Origin of the sequence: uncultured Agrobacterium sp., from assembly GCF_913777885.1 — a bacterium.
Lineage (GTDB): Bacteria > Pseudomonadota > Alphaproteobacteria > Rhizobiales > Rhizobiaceae > Agrobacterium.
The window spans coordinates 11,640-35,715 of the sequence record NZ_CAJYTV010000012.1 but is presented as its reverse complement, the minus strand read 5'-3'; the positions used below and the strand labels follow the sequence as shown (position 1 = coordinate 35,715).

At 59.8% G+C, this 24,076-nt stretch carries 21 protein-coding genes; 16 read left to right on the top strand and 5 right to left on the bottom strand.

What is annotated here, in order from left to right:
* Positions 1–45: 45 nt before the first annotated feature.
* On the bottom strand, positions 46–1,239 hold the full coding sequence (locus tag QZ869_RS11560; RefSeq protein ID WP_296104734.1) for a DUF932 domain-containing protein: 1,194 nt from the start codon (positions 1,237–1,239) through the stop codon (positions 46–48).
* Between the two features lie 325 nt (positions 1,240–1,564).
* Between QZ869_RS11560 and QZ869_RS11555 the strand changes: the two genes are divergently transcribed.
* The 10 genes from QZ869_RS11555 to QZ869_RS11510 all read left to right on the top strand — a co-directional run bounded on the left by QZ869_RS11555 (position 1,565) and on the right by QZ869_RS11510 (position 11,288).
* Positions 1,565–2,794, top strand: a complete 1,230-nt coding sequence (locus QZ869_RS11555) for an AAA family ATPase (RefSeq protein WP_296104730.1) — start codon at positions 1,565–1,567, stop codon at positions 2,792–2,794.
* Between the two features lie 179 nt (positions 2,795–2,973).
* Positions 2,974–3,369, top strand: a complete 396-nt coding sequence (locus tag QZ869_RS11550; RefSeq protein ID WP_296104727.1) for a hypothetical protein — start codon at positions 2,974–2,976, stop codon at positions 3,367–3,369.
* Between the two features lie 245 nt (positions 3,370–3,614).
* Positions 3,615–3,839, top strand: coding sequence for a hypothetical protein (locus QZ869_RS11545; RefSeq protein ID WP_296104725.1), 225 nt, complete (start codon positions 3,615–3,617; stop codon positions 3,837–3,839).
* Between the two features lie 16 nt (positions 3,840–3,855).
* Positions 3,856–4,665 (top strand): recombinase family protein, encoded by an 810-nt coding sequence (locus tag QZ869_RS11540; protein WP_296104722.1) that lies wholly within the window; start codon positions 3,856–3,858, stop codon positions 4,663–4,665.
* Complete coding sequence (locus QZ869_RS11535) at positions 4,655–5,512, top strand: zinc ribbon domain-containing protein (protein ID WP_296104720.1); 858 nt, start codon at positions 4,655–4,657, stop codon at positions 5,510–5,512. The genes QZ869_RS11540 and QZ869_RS11535 overlap by 11 nt, the downstream gene beginning before the upstream one ends.
* Positions 5,513–5,735: 223 nt before the next feature.
* Entirely contained in the window at positions 5,736–7,067 is a 1,332-nt protein-coding gene (locus tag QZ869_RS11530) for a tyrosine-type recombinase/integrase (RefSeq protein WP_296104718.1), read from the top strand.
* A gap of 307 nt (positions 7,068–7,374) precedes the next feature.
* Positions 7,375–7,974: a hypothetical protein gene (locus tag QZ869_RS11525; protein ID WP_296104714.1), complete on the top strand. Its 600-nt coding sequence runs from the start codon at positions 7,375–7,377 to the stop codon at positions 7,972–7,974.
* Positions 7,975–8,066: 92 nt separating this feature from the next.
* Positions 8,067–8,753, top strand: a complete 687-nt coding sequence (locus QZ869_RS11520) for a hypothetical protein (protein WP_296104711.1) — start codon at positions 8,067–8,069, stop codon at positions 8,751–8,753.
* Positions 8,754–8,812: 59 nt separating this feature from the next.
* The gene (locus tag QZ869_RS11515) at positions 8,813–10,096 is read left to right on the top strand and encodes a hypothetical protein (RefSeq protein ID WP_296104709.1); all 1,284 of its coding nucleotides are present in this window, start codon (positions 8,813–8,815) and stop codon (positions 10,094–10,096) included.
* A gap of 190 nt (positions 10,097–10,286) precedes the next feature.
* Positions 10,287–11,288, top strand: coding sequence for a hypothetical protein (locus QZ869_RS11510; RefSeq protein ID WP_296104706.1), 1,002 nt, complete (start codon positions 10,287–10,289; stop codon positions 11,286–11,288).
* 62 nt (positions 11,289–11,350) lie between these two features.
* Here the strand turns inward: QZ869_RS11510 and QZ869_RS11505 are convergent, their stop codons facing one another.
* The 4 genes from QZ869_RS11505 to QZ869_RS11490 all read right to left on the bottom strand — a co-directional run bounded on the left by QZ869_RS11505 (position 11,351) and on the right by QZ869_RS11490 (position 14,328).
* The gene (locus QZ869_RS11505; RefSeq protein WP_296104705.1) at positions 11,351–11,593 is read right to left on the bottom strand and encodes a helix-turn-helix domain-containing protein; all 243 of its coding nucleotides are present in this window, start codon (positions 11,591–11,593) and stop codon (positions 11,351–11,353) included.
* 158 nt (positions 11,594–11,751) lie between these two features.
* Positions 11,752–12,231: a very short patch repair endonuclease gene (locus QZ869_RS11500; RefSeq protein WP_296104702.1), complete on the bottom strand. Its 480-nt coding sequence runs from the start codon at positions 12,229–12,231 to the stop codon at positions 11,752–11,754.
* Positions 12,221–12,802, bottom strand: a complete 582-nt coding sequence (locus QZ869_RS11495) for a hypothetical protein (RefSeq protein ID WP_296104700.1) — start codon at positions 12,800–12,802, stop codon at positions 12,221–12,223. Before QZ869_RS11495 ends, QZ869_RS11500 begins: the two co-directional genes overlap by 11 nt.
* Complete coding sequence (locus QZ869_RS11490; protein WP_296104697.1) at positions 12,802–14,328, bottom strand: DNA cytosine methyltransferase; 1,527 nt, start codon at positions 14,326–14,328, stop codon at positions 12,802–12,804. The genes QZ869_RS11495 and QZ869_RS11490 overlap by 1 nt, the downstream gene beginning before the upstream one ends.
* Before the next feature lie 326 nt (positions 14,329–14,654).
* Between QZ869_RS11490 and QZ869_RS11485 the strand changes: the two genes are divergently transcribed.
* The 6 genes from QZ869_RS11485 (at position 14,655) to QZ869_RS11460 (ending at position 23,912) form a co-directional block, all read left to right on the top strand.
* A complete protein-coding gene (locus QZ869_RS11485; RefSeq protein ID WP_296104694.1) occupies positions 14,655–16,175 on the top strand; it encodes an ATP-binding protein in 1,521 nt (506 codons plus the stop codon).
* The gene (locus tag QZ869_RS11480; RefSeq protein ID WP_296104692.1) at positions 16,172–18,913 is read left to right on the top strand and encodes a Z1 domain-containing protein; all 2,742 of its coding nucleotides are present in this window, start codon (positions 16,172–16,174) and stop codon (positions 18,911–18,913) included. Before QZ869_RS11485 ends, QZ869_RS11480 begins: the two co-directional genes overlap by 4 nt.
* Positions 18,913–19,908, top strand: coding sequence for a PD-(D/E)XK motif protein (locus QZ869_RS11475; protein ID WP_296104691.1), 996 nt, complete (start codon positions 18,913–18,915; stop codon positions 19,906–19,908). The genes QZ869_RS11480 and QZ869_RS11475 overlap by 1 nt, the downstream gene beginning before the upstream one ends.
* The gene (locus QZ869_RS11470) at positions 19,901–21,967 is read left to right on the top strand and encodes an AIPR family protein (protein WP_296104688.1); all 2,067 of its coding nucleotides are present in this window, start codon (positions 19,901–19,903) and stop codon (positions 21,965–21,967) included. The genes QZ869_RS11475 and QZ869_RS11470 overlap by 8 nt, the downstream gene beginning before the upstream one ends.
* A 119-nt stretch (positions 21,968–22,086) precedes the next feature.
* Positions 22,087–22,833 (top strand): FRG domain-containing protein, encoded by a 747-nt coding sequence (locus tag QZ869_RS11465; protein ID WP_296104685.1) that lies wholly within the window; start codon positions 22,087–22,089, stop codon positions 22,831–22,833.
* Positions 22,830–23,912, top strand: coding sequence for a DUF262 domain-containing protein (locus tag QZ869_RS11460; protein ID WP_296104683.1), 1,083 nt, complete (start codon positions 22,830–22,832; stop codon positions 23,910–23,912). The genes QZ869_RS11465 and QZ869_RS11460 overlap by 4 nt, the downstream gene beginning before the upstream one ends.
* Positions 23,913–24,076: the final 164 nt, after the last annotated feature.

The following is a 24,076-nucleotide window of genomic DNA, read 5'->3' as shown; positions in this document are numbered from 1 at the left end:
CAAAGCCGGAGGCACGGAAATCCGTACCGCCGGTTTTGGTGAAAATCATGCCGCGCGGTCGAGCAGCTTCTTGGCCTTGGCCTCCATGTCAAGGCGGGCGTCCTGGTGCGGCTTGTTGCGCGCGACGGCGGTAATGCCTTGCACGAAATCGAAGATCGATTCCGGCGGCCTGCCTTCCTCGGCCAGTACCGTGTCGATGATCCTGCCGGTTTCGGCCTTGGAGAAACCACGGCGCCGGAGGAAGTCGGATCGGTCCTCGTCGGTGCGAGCAACGATCCGCTGGCGCGCGGCCTTGATGCCGTTGACGAACGGGGCCGGAGACGAATTGGCGAAGTTCAGCAGCGCCGGTGCGGCCTCATGGGCGAAGCGCGAAGCGGCGTATTTGCTGTGGCGGATGCTGATCTCCTCGAAATCCTCGACGCCCCAGAGATTACGATTCTGGCACACGGCGCGCAGAAAGAAGCTCGCCATGCCGAGCGTCTTCGCGCCCACCTCACTGTTCCAGCAGTAGAAGCCGCGGAAGAACAAATCGGGCGAGCCATCGGGCAGCCTGCCAGCCTCGATCGGGTTCAGATCGTCGACGAGAAACAGAAACACATCGCGATCGCTGGCGTAGAGAGTCGTCGTATCCTTGGTGATATCGACGCGCGGGTTGTAGATCCCCGTCGACCAGTCGAGCACGCCGGGCACCTTCCAGCGGGTATCGCCCGTGCCGTTGCCCGCAATGCGCTGGACCGCCTCGACCAGTTCGTAGTCATAGATGCGACCATAATCCGGGCCGGTGACGGCGCGCAGTTCGACACGGCCGTCATCGGTCTCCAGCGTCTTGATCTGTTCAGCCCGGTTCGAGGTCAGGCCATATTGCAGATTGATCCCGGCCAGTGCGGCCGGAAGGTTGCGGAGATAAGCAGCGGGCGCACCGACCTGGGCGGCAAGTTGACCGAAGCTCCAATGCGTCGGGGCAACGGGGGCTTCGGCGCCTGGAAGCATCAGCGACAAACGTTCGGGATTAGACCGGCTTGCCTCGACATGGATCAGCGCGCTTTCGACGACGCGGGTTCGGCTGCGCTCGGCGCGGCCGCGCACCGCATCGGCCAGCTCGCCAAGCGACAGGAACCGCTCGTCATTGGGACGCGAGAACCATTCGGATGATACGCGACCGACGCACTGGCCGCGGTTCACATCGACCTTGTAACCGACGCTGGCGTCACGGCGGGCTTCGAGTACCTGCATGTTCATGGGACATCTCCATGACGGACGCCGGGAGCCTCTCTCCCGATCCTCAAACCGTCACGGAATGGCTTTCCGCCCTCTCACTCTCACAACGCTTCGGGGACCTTCCTGCGAGACATGAGGTGGGATGGACTGCGGCGGTGTCTGGGTAGCCGGAGGCTTTCATCACCTACATGCAGCTGGGCTCTTCTCGCGCGGGAGTGACCAGACTTCGCGACCCACCTTTAGAGGTAGCGGCAGCCCAACAGAAGAGATCGAGTAGCGACGCTCAAAATGAGATATTGACGAAATGTCGTTGAATATGTCATTATGGTGTGAATTGAGGTGCGCCATGCTCTACAAGCTAGAGGTCGAAAATTTCTTCTCCATCCGCGATTTGCAGACACTTGACCTGAAGGTGGATGGAAAAGTGCCTGACCCCGAAGGTCGGTATGCACCGATTTTCGAGGGAGCAGACGCGCGCGCGCCGAAGGTTGTCGCCATTTACGGTGCGAACGCGTCGGGGAAGACGACGATGCTGCGCGCGCTTGAATTCGTCGTAACGATGATCCGTGACAGCGTGATGCGCACGGTGCCGGGATTTGCTGGCCTTGAGCGTTTCAACGACGAAGAATCGGCCGATCGTCCAACCAGGTTTGCGATTGAGTTGGGCGGCATCATGAACCTGACGCCAGAGATCTTCCAGCGCGCCATGAATGGCGAAAAGGTCGAACAAGGCACCTATCGCTACGAACTGGAAATCGAGATGAGGGGAGGCGTCGCAACGCGGATCGCTTCCGAGGCACTCCGCCAGAAGCCAAACGGCCAAGGCAAATGGCAGCGCGTCTATGAGCGTGATGCCGAGGGCAGGGTCAAGGACTCCAAGACCTTCAGCCTTTCGGGCTTCCAGCATCTCACGAAGACGCTCGTCGGCAATCATACGGTCCTGTCATCGTTTGCGAAGTTCCAGCACCCAGTTGCGCAAATCGTGGTAGACGCGGCACGCAAGGCTTTCTTCCAGATTGAGCCGGTGCACTCCTTTGTCGACCGCGAGGTGATCGACTACCTGAAGAACCAGCCTAACGTCGTTCACCGACTGCAGGACGAGCTGAGCCGTATCGACGTCGGCGTAGAAGGAATGCGCTTTCAGAATACCGACAATGGCCCGCTGCTCCTGTTCAAGCACGCCGGCCTTGCGGTGGAAATGCCGTGGCTGATGGAAAGTCATGGCACGCGGGCCTTCATAAAAATGTTTCCCTTCCTCATGTCGGCGCTCGACACCGGCGGCATCGCCATGATCGACGAGATGGACACTGCTATCCATCCGAACATGCTGCCGGAGATGGTGCGCTGGTTCTACGCGGTATCGGGGCGCAACAAGCTGAATGCTCAACTCTGGCTGTCCTGCCACTCGGCCTCGCTGCTCGACGATCTGAATAAAGAGGAAATCGTAATCTGCGAGAAGGACAGGAAGGGTCGTAGCCATTGCTACAGCCTGATGGACGTGAAGGTCCGTCGGGACGAAAATCACTACCGCAAATATCTCAGCGGTGCCTACGGCGGGGTTCCACATCTCGGATGAGCCGCCGTCGCCCTTCATTCATCCCGCAGCGCCGTCCGGTCTATGTCGGTTGCGAAGGCGCGTCCGAGGTGAGCTACGCGGGTTTCCTGCAAGACTTGCTACGCGATGCCGATGTACCCGTACATCTACATATTGACGAGCTAGGGCCGGGAACAGGCGATCCGCTTTCGAGAGTCGAAATGGCGGTGTTGCGACTGAAGCAACTCGAAAAGAAACGCAGCGCGCCGCGAGAGCGCTTCGCGTTGCTCGATTTCGACCAGGCCGAACGTGACCCGCACCGGGCCGAGCGCGCGCGCAAACTCGCGGCTGACAAGGCCATCGTAATTCTGTGGCAACGGCCTTGTTTTGAGGCCGTGCTGCTTCGCCATTTGGAAGGCAAGGCGGCGCACCGCCCGCCTGACACGCCAGGAGCGGTAAAGGCGTTGCAAAAGGAATGGGCGGGGTACGAGAAGCCCATGACGCGCGCCAACCTCGCAAAGCGCATCGATTTGGCCGCGGTGCTTCGTGCGGCAGGCGTGGAGCCCGATTTGACCGCCCTGCTACGGTGCATCGGTCTGATTATCGATCGTGGGTAAAATGGTGTCGTGACCTTCGATCCTCCAACGTGCAGCGTCGCCAAAGCCAGACGGAGAGCTTTCAATGAGAGACGGAGCAGGAACATCGCTGGATGAAGCCACCAAAGGGCGGTATATTCCATTCTCCATGGACCGCTACCGCGCTCTGCCATTCGCCATCCTGCGCCAGACCGGCCCGCACATCGCCGGCAACTCTCTCACACGTTCAGTTGCTTACCACGTCCATAAAGTAAATTCTGGCGGGCATGAGCCCAGACGCGGACAAGAGACAGACGAGAATAACGCAAGGCGAGCGCGAAGAGCTGCTCGAAGCAATGCTCGTCGATGTGCCGGAACTGACCTTTACGTCGCGCGGCAATCCCGACCCTCGGCTCATCCAGCTTGCCCGTCTGCTTGGCAGGCAAATGGCGCGCGAGGCCTTTGCGGCGCAGACCAATATTATTTCCAAGCGGGGCTCGAACGGCTCCTGACGGTGGGAGACGTTTCATGAAAGTCGCCATCTACGCGCGCTATTCCTCTGACAACCAGCGTGACGCCTCGATCGCCGATCAGCTCCGCATCTGCCGCGCACACGCCGAGAGGCAAGGCTGGCAGATTATCGAGGAATATACCGACCATGCTATCTCCGGTGCATCGCTTCTCCGTCCTGGCATCCAGGCGCTGATCGGCGACGCCACGCGCGGCCGGTTTCAGATCGTGCTTGCAGAGGCCATGGACCGCCTGTCGCGCGATCAGCAGGACATTGCTGGCCTCTATAAGCGCATGAGCTATTCCGACGTGAAGATCGTCACGCTGTCGGAGGGTGAGGTCTCACATCTGCACGTCGGGCTGAAAGGCACGATGAACGCGCTGTTCTTGCAGGACCTTGCGGACAAGACGCGCCGCGGCCAGCGCGGCCGCGTAGAGGCGGGGAAATCGGGCGGCGGCAATTCCTACGGCTATGACGTAGTGAAAAAGTTCGACGGCAATGGCGAACCCATCCGCGGTGATCGCACGATCAACGAGGTCCAAGCCAATGTGGTGCGGCGGATCTTTCGGGACTATGCTGCGGGCAAGTCTGCCAAGACCATCGCCTTCGCGCTCAACAAGGAAGGCGTCCCCTCCCCTTCCGGGGGTGATTGGGGGTTCAGCACGATCAACGGCAACCCGAAGCGGGGCACCGGCATCCTCAACAATGAGATGTATGTCGGCAAGCTGGTGTGGAACCGCCAACGCTTCGTGAAGGACCCCGACACGGGGCAAGCGCCAGGCACGGCCGAACCCGGAGTCGGAATGGGTCATCCAGGTGGCATCTGAGCTACGCATCATAGAGGACGAGCTGTGGCAGGCGGTGAAGGCGCGTCAGGCCAGAAACACGATTGATCGAGACGACAAGGGCGAACCCAGCGTCGCACTCGTCAACACGCGCCGACGCCCCAAATATCTCTTTTCGGGGCTGACCAAGTGCGCCTGCTGTGGCGGAGGCTATTCAGCGATCTCGGCAACGCTGATCGGGTGCTCGACGGCTCGTAACAAAGGCACCTGCGACAATCGCGTCAACATCCGCCGGGACGAGCTGGAGAGCCGCGTGCTCGACGCACTGCGCACCCGCATGCTTGATCCGACGATCTTCGCCGAGTTCTGCGACGCCTATACGCAGGAGATGAACCGCCTCCGGATGGAAGCGCGCGCCAACATCGATGCGGCCGAGGCCGAGATCGGCAGGATCGACCGCGAGGAGCAGCGCCTCATGGACCTGTATCTGAAGGAAGCGATCTCGCTCGACACTGTCACGGAGCGGGGCGGTAAACTGAAGGCGCGCAAACTCGAACTGAAGAACTTCCTGGCCGGTGCCGACGAGCCGCCTCCGGTTCTGCACCCGGCGATGGCTAGGCAATACCGTCACCGCGTCCAGCAGCTCTACGAGACGCTACAGGACGATTCAGAAGAACAGCGGGTCGAGGCGGCGGACGTTCTGCGGACGCTGGTCGAGGACATCATCCTGACGCCAGCGGATGGCAGGATCGAGATCGACGTTCGCGGCGATCTCGCTGGAATCCTTACGCTTTCGGCGCAAAAACAAAACCCCGCAGCGTTGGCTACGGGGTCGCAAGTAAAGATGGTTGCGGGGGCAGGATTTGAACCTGCGGCCTTCAGGTTATGAGAGAGTATCAAACCTCCGACCCTCTGTTTGGCAAGTCTCGAACCACGCTATCGCAGGCTCTGCCCTTCCGTGCCACAGCAAGTCATTCTGTGCCTAAGTAATTGTTTTCTTTACATTCCTGGAAATGTGAGCTTTCCTTTGCCACACGCTGGGAAACGGCTCCAACACCCCGTAGCTGCCCAGTTTGCTGTCCAATTTCAGCCCGCGCAAGGGAGCACAACCGATGAGAAAAGAGTATCTGAGAGATTCCTTCGTGTCCGCACTTCCTTACACGAAGAAGCGCTACGTCGTCGCCGACGCCGACATCCCCAACTTCGCCGTCCGGGTCGGCGCGAAGAAGAAGACGTTCGTGCTGATCAGCCGCTTCGGCAACTCGTCCTTTTCAACCCGCCAGACGATTGGAAGCTTCAAGACGATGAGCACCGATGAGGCCCGCCAGATCGCCGGCGCCTGGAATAAGCTGATCGAGCAAGGGTCCGACCCGATCGAAGAACGGGAGAGGAGACGATCCGAAGAACTCCTGAAAGAGCGAAGCACGTTCGAATCCGTCATGCGGGACTACATCGCCTACCTGCCGACGCGAAGCAAGAACCGCGGCGCCGCCAAGGAGGAGGCGTTCATACACGCGAACATCATAAACCCCGAGACCAACGACTGGATGGGACTGCCAATCTCACAGGTCAGAGACTTTCACGTCAGCGGCCTTGTCGGGGCGATACGGGCCAAGGGCGCCGAGGCCCAGGCCCACAAGGCCCTCTCGATCATACGCACGTTCTTCAACTGGACGATGCTGCCAGACCGCCGCCGGGCGATAGGTTTGGAAACCAACCCGGTCGAGCATCTCACCACCAGATTGATGAAGCTCACGAAGAAGAGTCGCACGCGCCATTTCCTCCATCTCGAGCTTCGAGCGTATCTGCTCGCCAGCGAGGCGACGCCATATCCCTGGGGCCCGTTCCAGCGGTTTCTGATCGAAACCGGTCAGAGACGGAGCGACGTCGCCAGGATGCGGTGGTCCGACATAGACCTCGACATGTATCTGTGGGTCATTCCGGGCGGAACCGGAAAGCCGGACGACGACCACCACGTAACCTTGTCCGACTCCGTCGTACAACTGCTTCATGGGTTGAAGGCGCGACAGTCTCCGAACCACGGGGACTACGTCTTCAGCCTTTCCGAAGGCCAGCGTCCGATCTCGAACTTCGTCCGGGAGAAGGCTCGATTCAACCAGGAGTTTCTTGCCCAGTTCGCCAAGATCGCGCCCGGCAAGGAACTGCGGCACTGGGTATGGCACGACGTCCGGCGGACTCTGCGGTCCCACTTCTCCGGCTTCGCGCGAAAGGAGGTCGCCGAGGCGGCCATCGGTCACAGCAAGGTCGGGCTGGACCGCATCTACAATCACTTCGAGTACCGAGTGGAGCTCCGAGAGGCGTTCAACAGATGGTCGAAGATGCTCCTCAAAATTCTTGAAGGGACGGCTACGGTCGCGGACCTCGAACATTGGGAACGGGCCGGACGGCGTTCGAAGGAGGTCGGCCATGAAGGTGACGCGTGAGGAACTGCACGCTCTGGTCTGGACGAGGACCGCGAGAGATGCGGCAAAGCATCTCGGCGTGTCCGACGTATACCTGGCACGCGTCTGCGTCGCTCTCGACGTTCCCCGCCCTCCGCGCGGGTGGTGGCTGAAAAAGCCCATCGGGCACGCAAGCCCGCCCGTCCCCCTACCAGCCCCCAAGCCCGGCCATCTAGTGATCTGGTCGAGGAAGGGCCAGGGCACGCCGCCGATCTGGTCGTTCGACCGGCACCGGAAGACGTGGGCGACGTCGAGGGCGTCGGGGATGCATCCGCTGGCGGTGCACGCGGTGAGACTTTTCGGAGCCGCCCGCCCCGCAAGAGGGACGACTATGCTCTGGACGCGGTCTGGCGCCGCCATCGATCTGACAGTCTCGCCGGACGCGCTTGACGAGGGCATCGCCGCCGCCAATGCGCTCTTCCTGGCATTGGAAGATCGAGGGCACCAGGTGAGCGTAGCGGCGCGGCAGGGATTCATCAGGCCGAAAATAGACTGCCGCGAAAGGTCGGGAGGCGATCCGCCCTCGTTGCCATGGGCGCCGCTATGGCCGACCATCGCCGTAGTCGGGGGCGTTGCGATCGGACTTGCCTTCATGGAGATCCATGAGCGCGCCGAGGTGCAGTACGCGGGAAATGGCCGGTTCCTTCCGCTGGCGGCCACGAAGCGAAAGCGTGCCGACAAGATCGTGGGGATCACTTGGCAGCAGAGCCAGTTGCGACCCACCGGCCGTCTTAAGGTGGCCGCCTATTCGCCGTTCCACACGGTGCCGTGGCAAAGACACTTCTTGCTTGAGGGGAGCGGTCGTCAACAGCTCTCGAGCGTTGTGTTGAGCCTGGAGGAGTTCGCGATCACGCTTTCCGCCACCTATCGGGAAGCGGGCTTCCCGTAGCCATGACACGGCAGCAATTTTCTCAGACTCCAAATTTCACCAAGACATGAGTCCGTCATGTGACGGCAGAACACCGACGAAAGGGAAAAAGCATGCGTGCCTTGAATCTGACGGACGAAGTCGTACGGAAGCTGCCGTATACGACAAGGGGAAGCATCGAGATCTTCGGCGGCCCGATGATCGATGGATTGAAGCTCGTCGTATCCGACAGCCGGAAACTGTTCGTGCACCAGCCGCGCCTTGCCGACCGGAGGGTTCAGCTCAGGGTCGAGGTCGGATTTTTTCCCGAGATATCGACACAGCGGGCGAAGACAGTGGCGCGGCATATCGACGTCCTTGTCGCGAGAGCAATGGAGGGGCAGGCCACGACGACAAAGGTTGCTGCCGTAACGCCCCTGACATTCGAGGAGGTCGCGGAAGCCTACCTGGAAACGCTGCCGCTGAGGAAACATAATAAGCGCGCCGCCTCGGATCAGCGCTTCTTCCGGACACACCTCCTTGATCATGACGTCAATACGATCGTCGCAAAGCAGGCCTCGGACATTACCAAGAGCGACGCCCGCCGCCTGATCACCAGACTGACACGCCGACACGGCAGGCGCGTGGCCAGAGCCGCCCTGTCGAAGCTGCGGGCGATGTTCGGTTGGGCTTCGGGATCCGACCAGGGCCTACTCGGAATCGTCGGCAATCCGTTCAGCAACCTTTCGCCCCCCCGGTCCCGAAAGCGCTACGTCTCGAACAAGCGGACCGTTCGTCCGGCCGGCGTGCATCGGTCCTAGGACCTCTTCGACCGAACCCGGCGCGCCGTGTGCCGCCCTAACCCAGAAAGGAAACCGCCATGTGGATGCAGTCACTTTCATTAGATTTCTCGGACGACGTGATCGAAAAACTGAAGTACGTCTCGGAACCCGGCGAACTCGAAGTTTATTCCGACCGCACCTGCGAGGGACTTCGGCTAGTAGTAGCCTCTGGTCTGAAGTCTTTTCAGTTTGTTGTGAAAGCAGGCCGCCCCAGAGCGAGCGGGCCCACGCATCTCGGCAACTTCCCATCGCGGAGCACGGAAGAGGCACGCGCACTGGCGGTTTATCTCGCCCTAATACCCGAACGTGCGGAAAGGGTCAGCCCTGTTTCGACGACCAGTATCGATCAACGCGTCTGGACGTTCGCTTTGTGCGCCGAAGCCTATCTGGCGAGTCACTTAGAGGAGCAACAGAACGATTTCATGCCCGACAAGCGGGTGCTCCGCGAGACTATCCTGGGCCGAGGCTATGAGGGTGCGGACCGCCATTTCTTTTTCGATCGCCGCTGGACCCAGAAACCGGTCGGCGAAGTGGGCAGCGACGAAGTGTCCGCGTTTGTGAGACGGATCCGCGAGGTGTATGGATCTGGCCTCGCCCGACGGTGCTTGTCTATCGTCAAAGCGACGTTCGCACTCGCCGCAAACCCATCGTATCATGGCGTATTCGGACTCGAGCGTGATCCCGTTGCCGCGCTCGGCGAAGAACTCGTGCAGATGGAGATTTCGCTGCAGTGGTTCGATGCGGCGCGCCTGAGATTGTATCTCCACGCGGCGGACCGACTATCCCCGCAGGACCGGGCTCTGGCCAAAGTACTTGTCCTGACCGGGCTGCCGGGCAAAAGTCTCGCGAAGTGGCGCTGGGCAACTCTGTATCGAACGGTCGGCGGCTACCGGGCATATTACGATTTCATCCTTTCCGACACGGTATGGTCGCTCCTCGAAGAGCTTCGCGCGAGCACTGCCGCAGCCGCAGACGATCTCGTCTTCGGCACTAAAGCGAGCCAATCCAAGATCTTCAGAAAACTGACGTCGGCGATCAACTCCGAGATCGAACGCCAGGACCACGGCGAGGGCGGTAGCACGCCGCCTTTGGCCTGGAGCGCGATTGACCTGCGCCATTCCGTCAAGGCGCTGCTACATGCAGGCGGGCTCTGCAGCGGAGCCGTCGATGCTGCCACCGAGGTCAGGACCCGTTTCGACTTCCTACTCGGCTCGCCGTTCCACGTGAATGAAATCAAGAATGCGCTGGACAAGCACGCCGGAAACCTAGCTGCCCTGGCCGCCGGACGCGACGTCGAATGGAGGAGCTACGAACATGAATGACACCCGCGTTGACTTCTGCGACGTATTCGTCGGCAGCGTTGGGTTCTCCGAGAAGACTCGCCACATGAAGGTCTATTCTGATCTCCTCGTCGCCAGTCTCCGGCTTTTCGTGCGCGCGGATCGCAAGACCTTCGTATATCTATCCGTCTTCGGCAGAGGGAGGGTGAGGACGCTCGGCGACTTCCCCGCCATGCAGGTCGCGCAGGCTCGTGCGCGCGCCCAGTATTTCAACGAAAAAGACGTCGCGGCGGGGCATTCTGTGATGACGTTCGCAGAGTGCTTCAGAAAGTCCATGGCCAGAAAGTCCGAGTTCACTTCCAAAAATCATGTACACCTGCGTCGAAGGATAGAGCTCAGCGTTCTCGACACTCGCGTGAACGATTTTCTGGACAGAGTGCTGGAGGACATAGCCGAGCGTGACATCGCCGAGCTCATCGCTGCCATCCGCGTCGGCCATACCACCTTTCTCGCGCGGCAATGCAAACGACGGCTCCGAAGCATGTTCGACTGGGCGATCCGCGAAAAAAGCTTCACGCCTGCGGGCGGCAATCCGATGGCGAACATGACAGACGCGAGCCTGGGCCTCGTCGCCAAGCCGCGCGACATCCTGACGAAGGCGGAACTGTCGGTCTACGCTAGCGCGTCCGATCGGCTCCCACTCGCGCGCGAGCGCGCCCTCGCCAAGTGCGCTCTGCTGTCCGGATGCCAACCACGCGACCTTGCGAGGATGCGTTGGTCCGAGCTGGATCTGGAGGGCGGCAGTTGGACGAGCCCAAGGTGCTGGGAACCTCCAAAAATCTTTCTTGTCACGGTCGCCATGTGCCGAGTCCTGACCGGCCTGCGCTCCAGCGTGCCTGACGTTCGCGAGGACGACTACGTGTTCGGCGTCGGTGGACGGCAGTTCGACCGCTTCCGCGGCTTCAAGGCTTCGATAGACCTTTTGATCGACCAAGTCGTGCAGGAGGCGGCACCTTCCACGCCAGTCCGGAGACTGCACTTCTGGGATCTTAGGCGCACTTTGAAGGCGTTTCTAATCGAACAGGGCATGGATGAGCAGATGATCAGTGTCGCGTTTGGAACGCAAGCGCCGAACATTACGCCTTACCGTGTGGAAGAAATCAGAGCCGCATTGGACCAATACGCCGATGGTTTCGCCGCGTTAGACGACGCAGGCCTTCGATGGAAACTCTGACTGCTCGTTGAGTACGAAGATGCGCGCTCGCCGTCGCAGGTTCGTCAACACTCCCTCGTCGCCTACCCGGCGCTGCCTGGACCGATGCGTGACATAGCCACCGCCGGTCCTCGTCGTTCCGTACCGTCCAGGAAAACTACGCCGCTGGCCTCCAGGGCGGTCCGCACCTTCTCGATCGAGTCGGCCATCACGTTGCTCTCGGCTCTTTCCATTCGGGCGACGACCTGACGGCTGACGCCCGCAAGAGCGGCCAAGTCCTCCTGGCTTAGGCCAACGAGGGCTCTGGCGGCCCTCAGCGCAAACATGATTTCGCTCATCGAATCCATGGATTCGACAAGGGGAAAAATACGCGCCGTTGTCAACAATTAAAGGATTCGCTGCGAAGGATTCGGCGCACCTTCGGCGCGCCTCGATCAGACGCGCGTCAGTCGTTCGAATCCTTCAAGCCAATGTGATCTGCTGTTCAATCGTGCTCGCCATCATGTCCGGTTACATTCTCCGTAATCTCCGCAAAGCCGGTATCGCCGCTGACGAATGCCTTCACTCGTTCGCTCAACTCCTTGGCGGACTGCCGGTATTTTCCCCGTAGCGCGCACTCCCATACCCAAAGGCTGCGCCACCCGATCTCACTAAGGCTGGCAACTGCAAACGCGTCCCGCCGACGATTACCGTCGATCTTGGCAGACCAGAATTCAGTACGGGTCGTTGGCATACGAAAAAGCGAGCAGCCATGTCCGTGCCAGAAACACCCATGAACGAAGATCGCTGTTTGAAAGCGGGGTAGTACGATGTCTGGGCGACCTGGCAAATCACGGCGGTGCAGTCGGAACCGGAATCCGTCGCGGTGCAGCAGCGACCGCAGGATTAGCTCCGGGCGCGTGTTTACCGAACGCACCCGGCGCATGTTGAGCCGCCGCTGGTCCGGAGTTAGCCTATCGGCCATCGCTTCCGACCACCTGATCTTCAAGAGCGGCGCCGTCATCGGCCATCAGCAGGCGGACCGCGAGGTCAGCCGGAACTGGCGGGAATGCAGCGCCTAAAGCCGTGAAGGTTTCCGTGCCCATCGCCACGACTGCGACACTGTCTCGAAAACTATCTCCAAGACTCGCCACGATGCCAGCATGAAGCAGGCGCTCTCGCTGGCGGCCAATAAATGTCATTAGCACTGGCGCATTACCGTCATTGCCGGCGACCGAGCGTAGCAATACAAAGTCCTTGCTGTCCAAGAACGCACAGGCGCTGGCAGTGATTTTCCGGCCTCCAAGCCTCCAATTCTTGCCCACCTTGCCGATCTTTCGGATCTCGCGACTGCCATAGCCACCATAAACACAGATGAGGTCGAGATCGGCCGTACCGATTGTAAACAAGCGCTTGCTCAGCAGCCGTTGCGCCACCGGTGTTGTTAGCGCAATTGCACGCTGCTTGCTCTTTGCACTAAGGCGGTGCATCGAGAAGATACCGAGATCAGATTCGGCTAGAGAGCGGACGACGATGATCTCCTCTCGCTGCGCCATTAGCGGCCGGCCTCGACCGCCCGAAGCTCGCCGGCATCGGCATTTGTATCCACGTCCTCCCCGAAGAGCTGCCCGCGGAGCGCTGTCGCGACCGCCTTCGCGAGCAGCGGCGGCACGGCATTGCCGATTTGACGAAATGCCGGATTCATTGTGCCCGCAAAGCGGAAGCCATCTGGGAATGATTGCAACCGCGCTGCCTCGCGCACTGAGATCGGTCTTGCTTGCCTGCTGTCATAATGGATATGGCTGTACCCATCCTTGCCAAGGTGGGCGAGCAGGGTGCGAGCCGGAGCAGAAGCCTCCATCTTGCGCCATTTGTTCGGGAATTTGTTAACATCATAGGGGGGCACGAACTTCGCTTTAATCGCCTTCCATTCTTCGCTGTCTTCTGCAAGCCATTGTCCGGTGGCTTCGAGCCGTCTGAGCTCCGCCTGAAATAGCTCGAGCGCGTAGCGGTGCGCCTCGGGATACTGGTCGCCCGGTTGAAGTCCGGCGAAGATGCGGTAGTCGCGAGGCAAATACCGGATCACATGGTCCCGGACATGTGAGACGCCCTCGAAGCCTTTCCAGCAGCGCATCGCCTTGACATATTCGTTCTGTCGGTTGAGCCCGCCATACGGTAAGCTGACATCGAGCCGGCGGGTGCCTCGGCGCAGATCCCCAGTCACAAGCAGTTCGCGGGCGAGAATGTCGGGGAGATCGCCGATCGCTTGTTCGGTAGTGATCGCGGGAGGAAGACCCTCATCCGGCTCCGGCGCGGCCTTATAAGCGCCGCCGCCCGTCGATGACACGAGCAGGTCGGCGCTTGTAGCCAATTTCAGCGCGACTGCTCGCGAACCCTGATAGCCGGACGGCAGGTCTATCCAATGGGACGGAGCAGGAAAGTCGACATCGTTCGCTAGCTCTCTCCGGATCGCAACCAGGATCATCCGCTCGCGCATCTGCGGCACGCCGTAGAATGCCGCGTTTAGAAGCGTGTAGCGCACGACATAGCCCTTGCCTGCAAGGATCTCACTTATTTCGGCGGCAAGATTATGGCCGCCATGATTGAGCATGTCAGGGACGTTTTCGATGACTACCGCGAGAGGTGCACATGCCTCCACGTAGTTCAGGTACTCGATGTAAAGCCGCGCGCGGGGATCATGGCGGAATGCTTCGGGATGTTCTGCGATCTCGCGAAGTTTTGAGCGACCGACCCTGGCGAAGGCTTGGCAAGGGGGGCCGCCGACAATGACATCGAAAGCTGCCGAGGCGGGTCCCAATTCGAGCGCCTTCGCGAGGTCGTCAGGCGAGGTAGACGTTATGTCGCGCGCAATACTATGCCGGTCTTCGCCGCCATGAAAATTCAGTCCATGCGAGCGCGCGGCATCAGGATCACTCTCAATAGCGGCTACGATCTCGTAGCCGGCCGCTTGAAAGCCGAGAGATATGCCGCCGCACCCCGAAAAAAGGTCAAGAACGCGGGCTTTGGCGCCAGCACGTAACCGCTGGATCTTCTGCCGGATCACCTTCGGCTCGGCACTCATGCCCGATCAGTCCCGAGCGGAAGTTCAGACTGACCGCTCCGTGTCGACAGATAGTGGAGCACTGCCTGCCGGATGACCCAGGCGCAGGAAACGTCGTTGGCTGCCGCGACGGCCTGTACTTGACGGTGAATGCGCTCGGGCAAAAGCACAGTGCTTCGAACGGTTTTTCCAGTGGCCAAGATGGGCAGACTCCTGTTAACGTCGCACCAGTCTACACCAGAGTGCACCACTTTACATCACATTTACCTTTGCCAGAGGCGTAATTCTGTCCCGCCGTCTTCGACCATACGGTCGGCGTCGGCGCGCCAGTAATAGTCGCAGAATTGATGCCCAGCCACCGGAGACTTTCGCTGCGACATTTTGAAATAAGTCCATCCCCACGTGCACTACTGCGTTCTCTACGGGGGCTTGGCTACTCGCCAGAGACTGCGCTTGCCGACCTGATCGACAATTCGCTCGCGGCAGGATCCCGCAAGGTCGACATCCGGCTCGATTGGCGCGATGGCGATCCGCTCGTAGAAATCGCCGATGACGGCGTCGGCATGGGATTCGACCGATTGATCGAGGCTATGCGCTTCGGCGGCGAAGGCCCAGATGCCGAGCGCAATGTTGATGATCTGGGACGGTTCGGCCTGGGGCTTAAGACCGCGTCACTCTCCCAATGTCGCGAACTCACCGTCACTTCGCGCCGTAACGGAATCGTCTCCCGGCTCGCCTGGGATGTGGACCGAGTTGGTGACGGTTGGCACGCCGACGCGCCGGACATGTCGCCTTCGGGCGAACTTGCTACAGCATTTGAAACGGCTGGCGATGGCACCCTGGTGAGTTGGAACAGAATGGATCGGCTTGGCGGCCTGTGGGAACTGGACCGCGATTCGTTCAACGACCGTATCGCCAGCATCCGCGCCCATCTTTCGATGACTTTTCACCGCTTCCTTGGCGGCGAGGCACGACGGCTCACAATCAGCGTCAACGGGCTCGCGCTTAGCGCCTGGGATCCATTCTGCCGGCGCCACGATGCGACTATAGCCCTGCCGCGGGATGTCATTCGCGGTCCTGATGGCCGGATTGCCGCGCGAGCATACATTCTTCCGCACCGTGACCGCTTCGCGAACGAGCGCGAGTGGGAAGAAGCTGGTGGTCCGGGCGGCTGGGTCGAGCGTCAGGGCTTTTATGTCTATCGCAGCGACCGGCTGGTCTCGCCCGGTGGCTGGCTGGGCCTCGGCGGCTCGCGTTCATGGACTCGCGAAGAGTCAAGCCGACTAGCCCGCATCGCGCTCGATCTGCCGATCAGTATGGACGAGGCATGGAGGATTGACATCCGCAAGTCGCTGGCGCGACCTCCTACCTGGGCGCGTACGCGGCTGGCCGGTATAGGCACTGATGCCCGCAAACGAGCTCGCGAAATCTTTGCTTGGCGCGGCACCGGACCAGCGGTTTCGCGTAAGCGCTCTGTGGACCAGAGTGAAGTTTGGCCGTGGGAAACGCGCGCCGGCAAGAGCGTGCCGCGTTATCGCGTGCGCCGCGATCATCCCGCAGTCGCTGCTGTCGCCAAGCTGCTCGGGGAGAACACCGTTCTTCTCGAAGGAATGCTCTCTGCACTCGAACTAACGGTCCCCGTCGAGCGGATCTGGCTCGATGTCGCCGAACATGGCGGGGTTGAGCCGCCAGACCCGACGGCCCCTGAAATCGCTGCGCTGGCGGCACCCCTTGCCAGTCTGATCGGCATGATAAACAGTTCGGCTAACACTGAGGACCGTCTTGATTCGGTACTGCGTTCGCTGGGCGTTACCTCACGCGCGCTGCGATCGGCGGTGCTAGAGCTTCTGGGGAAAAGTGATCAATGAATCCTGTCACACAGCTTGCTAATACCGCCCGCGTTGCTCTTGGACCCAAGGCGGGGGACCGCACTCTCAGTGTAGATGAGATCCGTGCGGTTGTCGCCGCGTCCGCGCAACTCGTCACGCTTACCACAGGGCAAGCAGTTGGTGCCGAAGAAATTGAGGCGGCAACCCAAGATCTGCAAGCGTTATTCGTCGTGGCCCAAGGACCTTCGATCCGACTCCAGAATGATCAGTTGCCGACGCCATGGTATATTGGGGAGAAGCGGCGCCCTGGAAACTACCTGAAGCGTTACCTACAAAAGCTTGCCGAGGACAACTGGGCGCCGCGTGCCTTGGAAGTGCTCGAAGAAAGCACCTCCGAAGTCATCGAACTCATTGAAGATCCGCAACGACCGGGACCGTGGGATTGGCGCGGCCTCGTTGTCGGCAACGTTCAGTCGGGCAAAACGGCTCACTACGCCGGCGTGATCAATCGTGCCGCCGACGTCGGGTACCGGGTGATCATCGTGTTGGCTGGTATGCACAATGTCCTGCGTCGCCAGACTCAGTTGCGCCTCGATCAGGATTTTCTTGGGTTCGATACGGCAGGGGTAAACGGCAGCGGCGGGCGTCGCCCGATCGGGGTTGGCATGCTGCCGGGACCGGTTATGCTCGTGGACAGCCTCACGACCTCGGAGCTGAACGGTGACTTCAACCGAACAGTTGCGCAAAACTCTAACTTCGCACCTGGCGAACGTCCGTTCATCTTCGTGATAAAGAAGAATGGCGGAGTATTGAAGAACCTTAATCGCTGGATAGCACGCCTCCCCGCGCCCTCGCGCGAGGCACCTCTGCTGGTGATAGATGACGAAGCCGATCAAGCGTCGCCCGACACTGGCGACCAAGGCTTCCTCCCCGACGGCACTTTTGACGAGGACTATGATCCCAAGCGGATCAACGGCGAAATCCGAAAGCTCCTTAGCTCGTTTAGCCGCAGCGTGTATGTCGGGTACACCGCCACTCCGTTTGCCAACATCATGATCCACGACGAGCGGACAGCCGAGGATTACGGCCCCGACCTGTTTCCCTCGACGTTCATTCTTTCGTTGTCCGCTCCAGACGACTATTTCGGACCGCTTGCAGTCTTCGGCCGTGATGACGACGCGGATTCAGGCGGTCTACCAGTCACCCGACATCTTGATCAGACCGCAGAAGCCTGGATACCAGATCCGCATGACAAGACACTCCGTCCAGTCTGGCAAGGCCAGCCGCGTGTGCCACCCAGTCTTGCACGAGCGATGCGCAGTTTTATCATCGCCTGCGCAGCGCGCGCCGCACGCGGTCAGGTTAACGCCCATCGGACAATGCTGGTTCACGTCTCGCGCTTTCAGGATGTTCATGACATCGTGCACGCGCAAGTAGAGGCGGAGTTGAGGGTGATCCGCAACGCTGTCGCCGCAGGAGACTCGGTCGAGCTGATTGGGCTCGAGAAACTGTGGGTCGATGACTTCGAGCCAACGAGTGTGGCGATTGCGCCTACCGTGTTCGGCCGTGCCATCCGTCGCGTCAACTGGACCGACGTCGTGGCAAGGCTACCTGACGAAATCGATCGGATTCAGGTGGCTGTGGCCAACGGCCGCAGTCGAACCGGGATCGACTACGATGCCGCCGAGGCGGCTGGTCAGAGCTTGTCGGTGATCGTGATTGGTGGCGATAAACTGTCCAGAGGCCTGACTCTGGAGGGGCTATCGACGAGCTATTTTCTGCGTATCTCAAGGCAATATGATAGCCTGCTGCAGATGGGCCGCTGGTTCGGCTACCGCCGCGGTTATGCCGATCTATGCCGCCTTTACACGACGCCTGACATGGAAGCTTGGTTCCGCCATTTGGCTACTGTCAACGAGGACCTTCGTGCGCAGCTTGCGCATATGAAGATCACGCTCGCTCGGCCGAAGGACTATGGGTTTAGCATCGCGACCCACAGCGTGATGACCGTTACTGCCGCGAATAAGCGCCGCTACGCGGTCGAGCGGCCAGTGAGTTATGGCGGCGAGGGTAAGATCCAGACCGTGCAATTCCGAGACACCGACAACGTGACGCTCAATGCTGCGGCAATCGATAGCCTGTTGCAAGAGCTTGGCACGCCGCAGGTTGATCCGCCTCGCCCAGGCGGTCGCGGTAACGCTTCCGGACTTCTATGGCGCGGCGTGGTCGGACACAAGATTGCTGCCCTGCTAGGCTCGGTGGCATTCCCTTCCGAAAGTACCGACGTTGATGGGCGCCGAATGAGCGCGTACATCTCGACGCAGCTCGCCCGCGGCGAGTTAACCAACTGGACCATCTTCGTGCCCGCTGGAACTGGCGCACCAGTTTCAGTTGGCGGACATAGCCTGCGCTCGGTGAGGCGCTCCTCAATCGCCAGAACTGACACCCGTTTCATCACGAAGTCGATACTCAGCCCACTTGATGAGGCAATCGACCTTTCCGACGGTCAGTATTTCCGCGCGCTCGAGGAGACAAACCGGATCCTGGAAGTGAAAGGTGAGCCGCCGACGGACCGTCCTTCGGGTGCGCAGATAAGAGTCGTGCGTGGGGATGATCCGCGCTCTGGCCTACTGCTGCTTTATCCGGTAGACCCCGCCAATGCTGAGTTGGAAGCGGGCACGCCTCTGTATGGCGTTGTTGTGAGCTTCCCTCGTTCGCCGACTGCGGCGGCCGAGTGGCGTTTGGAAAATTCCGTACAACAGCGTGGCACTCCATGATGGATGACGGGACGGGGCCTAGTGAACTGCTTGCCGCATGGGCTGCCCTGGCGACGGTGTCCTCTGGTGACCGGCTATTCCGCAGTCGTCGGCTCGCGAAACCCGACGGTATCGAGCTGAGCGTCGCCCTACGGGAGACTGACGGCGCGCCATGCCTGATTGCGCGGCCGCGGGGACTTTCCGAAGACCTGACCTTATTCGAGACCGCCGGCCTTCGGCTTTCGCGGGCAGCAGATCCGGGTGGCGGCCTCCTCGTGCTTTCGCTCGAAGAGCCGTCGAGCCGTGATCTGTTTGCGGAGGTCTGCGGCGACGTGGTGCGGACGCTGGTCCGGAGCGAGAAGGATGGTGAGAGTAACCTCCTGCCCGAGCTATTCGCACGTCTGGCCGCTTGGCGAGCATTCTTGCGCGATCAGGCCCGCGGTCTTAGCCGCCAGGAAATCATCGGGCTGATTGGAGAATTGCTGGTCCTCGAACAATTGCTTGCTCGTTTTCCGAACGCGCTCAGCTTCTGGAAATCGCCCGACGATGGCCTACACGACTTCGAGAATCGGGGCCACGCGCTGGAAGTCAAGACCTCGCTCGGATCGGCGCGACGACTCCATGTCTCGACGCTCGACCAGTTAGACAACAGCGGACTAGCATCGTTGCACGTCGCTCACATCCGTTTGGTAGAGCAAGTAGACGGTCTCACATTGGCCGAGCTAGCCGAACGGATCGAAGCACAGTTTGCAACAGATCGCGGGCGCAGACTTTTTGCCAATGCACTGCTGCGGCGCGGTCTTGAACCAGGCACCGTTCGCGATCACAGAATCGCTGTCAGTTTTTCCGGCAGCGAACACTACATCGTGGGCACGAGTTTCCCATGCCTCAGCCGGTCGCGTGTCCCCGCGGGTATCGCCGACGCCAACTATCAGATCGAGGTGCACGCGCTGGCTGGCTTCATTGCGGATGGTAACGATGTAATGAACCGGCTTGGGGGTAGGCCTGATGGTTGAGGATGCAACTGCGGAATTTGCCCGCACTCTGGCGGCTGAAATCGAGGAGGCTCGTGACGACCCGGCGGTTGGCCTGCCCTCGACCGAGGCTCTGTTCACGCGGACAATAATCGACGAGCTCGAGGAAATCGGACATTTTGAAGCGGCTTTCGATCTGGCGCAGGAGGGTCGGGTTGGCCGTTTGCCGTTCCGCATCAGTGGCTATGCTATCGATGAGGAAGCCGGACAACTGACCCTTTTCGCGACAAATTATTCTGGCGATGTGCCGCCCCGTCGCTTGCCGGCCGCCGAGTTGCTGAAGACGGCGGAGCGTGCGGGTACGTACGTGGCGGCCTGTATCGGCGGACTAGCCGACCGAATAGAGCCGTCGAACACTGAGGCAGGCGACCTAGCCCGGAATGTCGCTGCGCTTGGCGAACGTATTGATCACTTCCGTATCGTCGTGTTGACTGACAGTATTGCCAGTGGTGCTTTGCCGCCGACCATCGACAGCCATGGCAAGGCTGTTGAGCTTCAACTCTACGACATAGTGCGCCTGCATCGCGTACTGGGGGAGAACCAGACACGGGCGGACATCGACGTCGACCTAGTGGCACTGGCGGGACGCCGCATAGCGTGTTTGCCGGTGGCCTCGGGAGCCGGTCACTATGAGGCGTATCTGGCTGCGTTCCCTGGCGAGGCACTATCACGTATCTATGACCGTTACGGCACACACCTGCTAGAACTGAATGTTCGGGCTTTTCTTGGACTGTCGGGGAGAAAATCGGTCAACGCCGAACTCCGCCGGACATTGGTCGACCGACCTGAGATGTTCCTTGCCTACAACAATGGCGTGGTGGCTACCGCAGATGAGGTGCGGCTAGAGAGTGATAACGGCGGCATCTTCTTGACCGGGCTCCGTGGCCTACAAATCGTCAACGGTGGTCAGACGGTCGCCTCGCTACATCGTGCACGACGCAAGGAAGGCGTCGGACTTGATCTGGTAGAGGTCCCGGTCAAGATTATCCATGTTACCGAGGGCGATCTCGAAGGGATCGTCTCGTCGATCTCACGGGCAGCTAATCGGCAAAACACTGTCCAGCAGGCCGATTTCTCAGCCAATGATCCGTTCCATCGCGAGATCGAGACACTCGCTAACAACGCTTGGCTCGAATCCGGGCGTGGCCGCTGGTTCTATGAGCGAGCGCGGGGTTCCTGGCTGGCGGCCGAACACAAGGCCTCATACCGTTCGACCGAACAGCGAGCGTTCCGGGAGCAGACACCGAAGTCTCGCCGGTTGAGTAAGCTTGACTTAGCGCGCTATCTCTCCGCATGGGACGGCCATCCCTGGCGGGTTGCTTTAGGCGGTCAGAAGAACTTTCAGGCGTTCATGCAACGCCGCAAAGATGAGACCGCTCCGGCGCCGGACGCCGCGTGGTTCCGCCGGCTTGTTGCGCTTACGATCGTTTACCGGACGACCGAACGGCTCACGCGCGCGATGAAATTTCCCGCATATGGCGCGAACATAACGGCTTATCTGGTGGCCGCATTGGGCGAGCGCACGGGCGGAAGGATCGATTTTGACCTGATCTGGCGGCGGCAGTCCCTATCGCCCGAACTTGAAGCATTGATCGAAAACTGGGCGCCGCAGATCGATGAAGCGCTGCGCGGGCTGGTTGGCGCGCGCAACCCGACGGAATGGTTCAAGAAAGAAGACTGCTGGAACGCAGTTCGCCATCGCCTGCCGATGCTGACAGATCCTCTGCCTGGGGAACTGGCCAATGCGGCTGATCCCGCGAGAGGAGCGGGCGCACATAAGCCTAGGGCTGAACTTAATGTGGCTGACTATGAGCGCATCGAAGAGTGTATGCGTGTCCCCTCTGCGATTTGGGTAAGCACCGCCGAACTCGGCCAGCGTAGCGGCATCCTGCATTTCAAGTTAGCGGGCATCTGTATGACGTTAGCTAATTATGCAGCCGGAGACTGGAGCCGGCGTCCGTCAATCAAGCAGGCTAAGCACGGGCTGGAGAGCATTGCGAAAGTGCGCGCGGCAGGCCTTTTCGACGAGGCGCAGCGGTAGGTTTTTTTGGTAATTGCGGCGGCCCTGGATAAGCGCCGATAGCGGTGATGTTATGTTCGGCCACGGGCGGGTCTTTTGAACTGGTTCGGCGGTCTGCTTGCAAGTGTGAGGGGATAGGAATGATCGAAAGGCAGATCGGGAGCGTGTCCGATTTCCTGGCCGCCATACGCGAGGATCGCGATGCGCAACCAGGGACGATCTGGTTCCGAGGACACGCCGACGCAACCTGGAAGCTACTGCCCGGATTCATGCGTTCGACGTCGGATACGTCGGAGACAACTTTGCTTAATCGGTTTCGACAGAGTGCCGCGATGTTGGCCGATCGTCGCCCCGCGTCACAGTTCGACTGGACGTTTCTGATGCAGCATTACGGGGTGCCGACTCGCCTTTTGGATTGGAGTGAGAGCCCCCTGATTTCAATGTATTTCGCGGTTGAGGATTGGGCAACTCGACCGAACGTTGATGCGACGTTGTGGTGCCTCTGGCCAACCGTGCTCAATCAGAACGCAAATATCGTCGACAAGGTGGAAGGCCAGTACATCCCGTCGTTCGATGATGTCGAACTGCAGGCCTACACTCTTGAGAGCTTGCGTCAGAACACGCGCATCGAGCTGTTCCCCGTGGCAACAATTGCCACCCGAAACAACGCGCGTATCCAGGCGCAGATGGGCACGTTCACAATCCACCATAACAAAAAAATCGCGATTGAGGATGTCGGCGACAGCACTCATGTTGCCAAATATATGATACCGAGCGCCGCACGCGAGAAACTTGCCAGCGAGTTGAAACTTCTGGGCATGACACGATTCAGCTTGTTCCCAGAACTGGCAAGTATCGGCGCGATCCTCAAGGAAATGATGCAATGAGCTATGTTGAAACGTCTGTACTTAAGAACAGCACGATTATGTTGCTCTATTCCGAGCGTTCAGAAATCAACATGAGCCCAGACTACCAACGTATGGGCGGCGTCTGGACGCCCGAGAAGCGCCGGCTACTGATCGATTCGATCTTGAACGACTACGATCTCCCCAAGATATATTTCCACGCCTTAAACCCGGAAGAGGTAGCGGAAACCGGCTTTCGGTTTTCGGTTATCGACGGCCGGCAACGCCTCGAGGCGATATGGGGATTCATGGACGGCGAATTCACCCTGGGCGAGGACTTTGAGTATCAGCGTGATGCTCATGTCGACTTGAGCGGTCTAAGTTATGAGGATATCGCGAAGCTGTATCCGAAAATTCGGGTGAAGTTCGACTCGTTCGTACTCCCTATCGTGACCGTCTCCATCGAGGGCGACGACATCGACTTGATCGAAGATATGTTCTCGCGATTGAATGAAGCCGTTCCGCTCAACGCTGCCGAAAAACGCAACGCCATCGGCGGAGATCTGGTTAAGGCTATTGCCGAAACCTCGCAGCACCCTTTCTTCGCAAAGAAGGTGAAGTTCAAGAATAGTCGGTTTCAGCATCGAGAGGCATCGGCGCGATTTCTTTTAATCGAGGAAAGCCTCACGACCTCGAAGCAGATCATTGATACAAAGAAAGTCTATCTGGACGGCCTCGCGCGCAAGTACCGCAGCGGCTCGAAACGTCGGGTTCAGCAACTGAAGACCAATGTGAGGCAGGTGCTCGACCAAATGGTGTCCGAGTTCACAAATGGAGATGAATTGCTCCTCGCACAGGGCATCTTAGTCGTCTATTATCTTATCTTTCGTGCGGCGATCAGGAACGGTGAGCAGAGCAAGGTAACACGCCGGAGACTGCTGAATTTTCGAAAGAAGCTTACGGAAAACCGAGAGGCAGCCACAAAAAACTATGAACGCGCGTCGTTCGATTTGCTGGAGTTCGATCGCCTAAATCAACAAGGCACCAACGATGCCTCCAGCATCAAGGAACGCGTCCGTATACTGAGCGAGTTTCTTAACGTGAAAACCGAGAAAATCTGAGCAAAGTTTCCGCGAGCCCAGATAGCAGCTTTCGGCTGCCAGTTCTCCTCCAGGATTAGACGTCGTCGGGGGTGCCCTTGACATCGCCACCGCCGGTCCTCGCCGTTCGGTTCTGTCCATAAAAAACTACGTCGCTGGCTTTAAGGGCGGTCCGCACGTTCTCG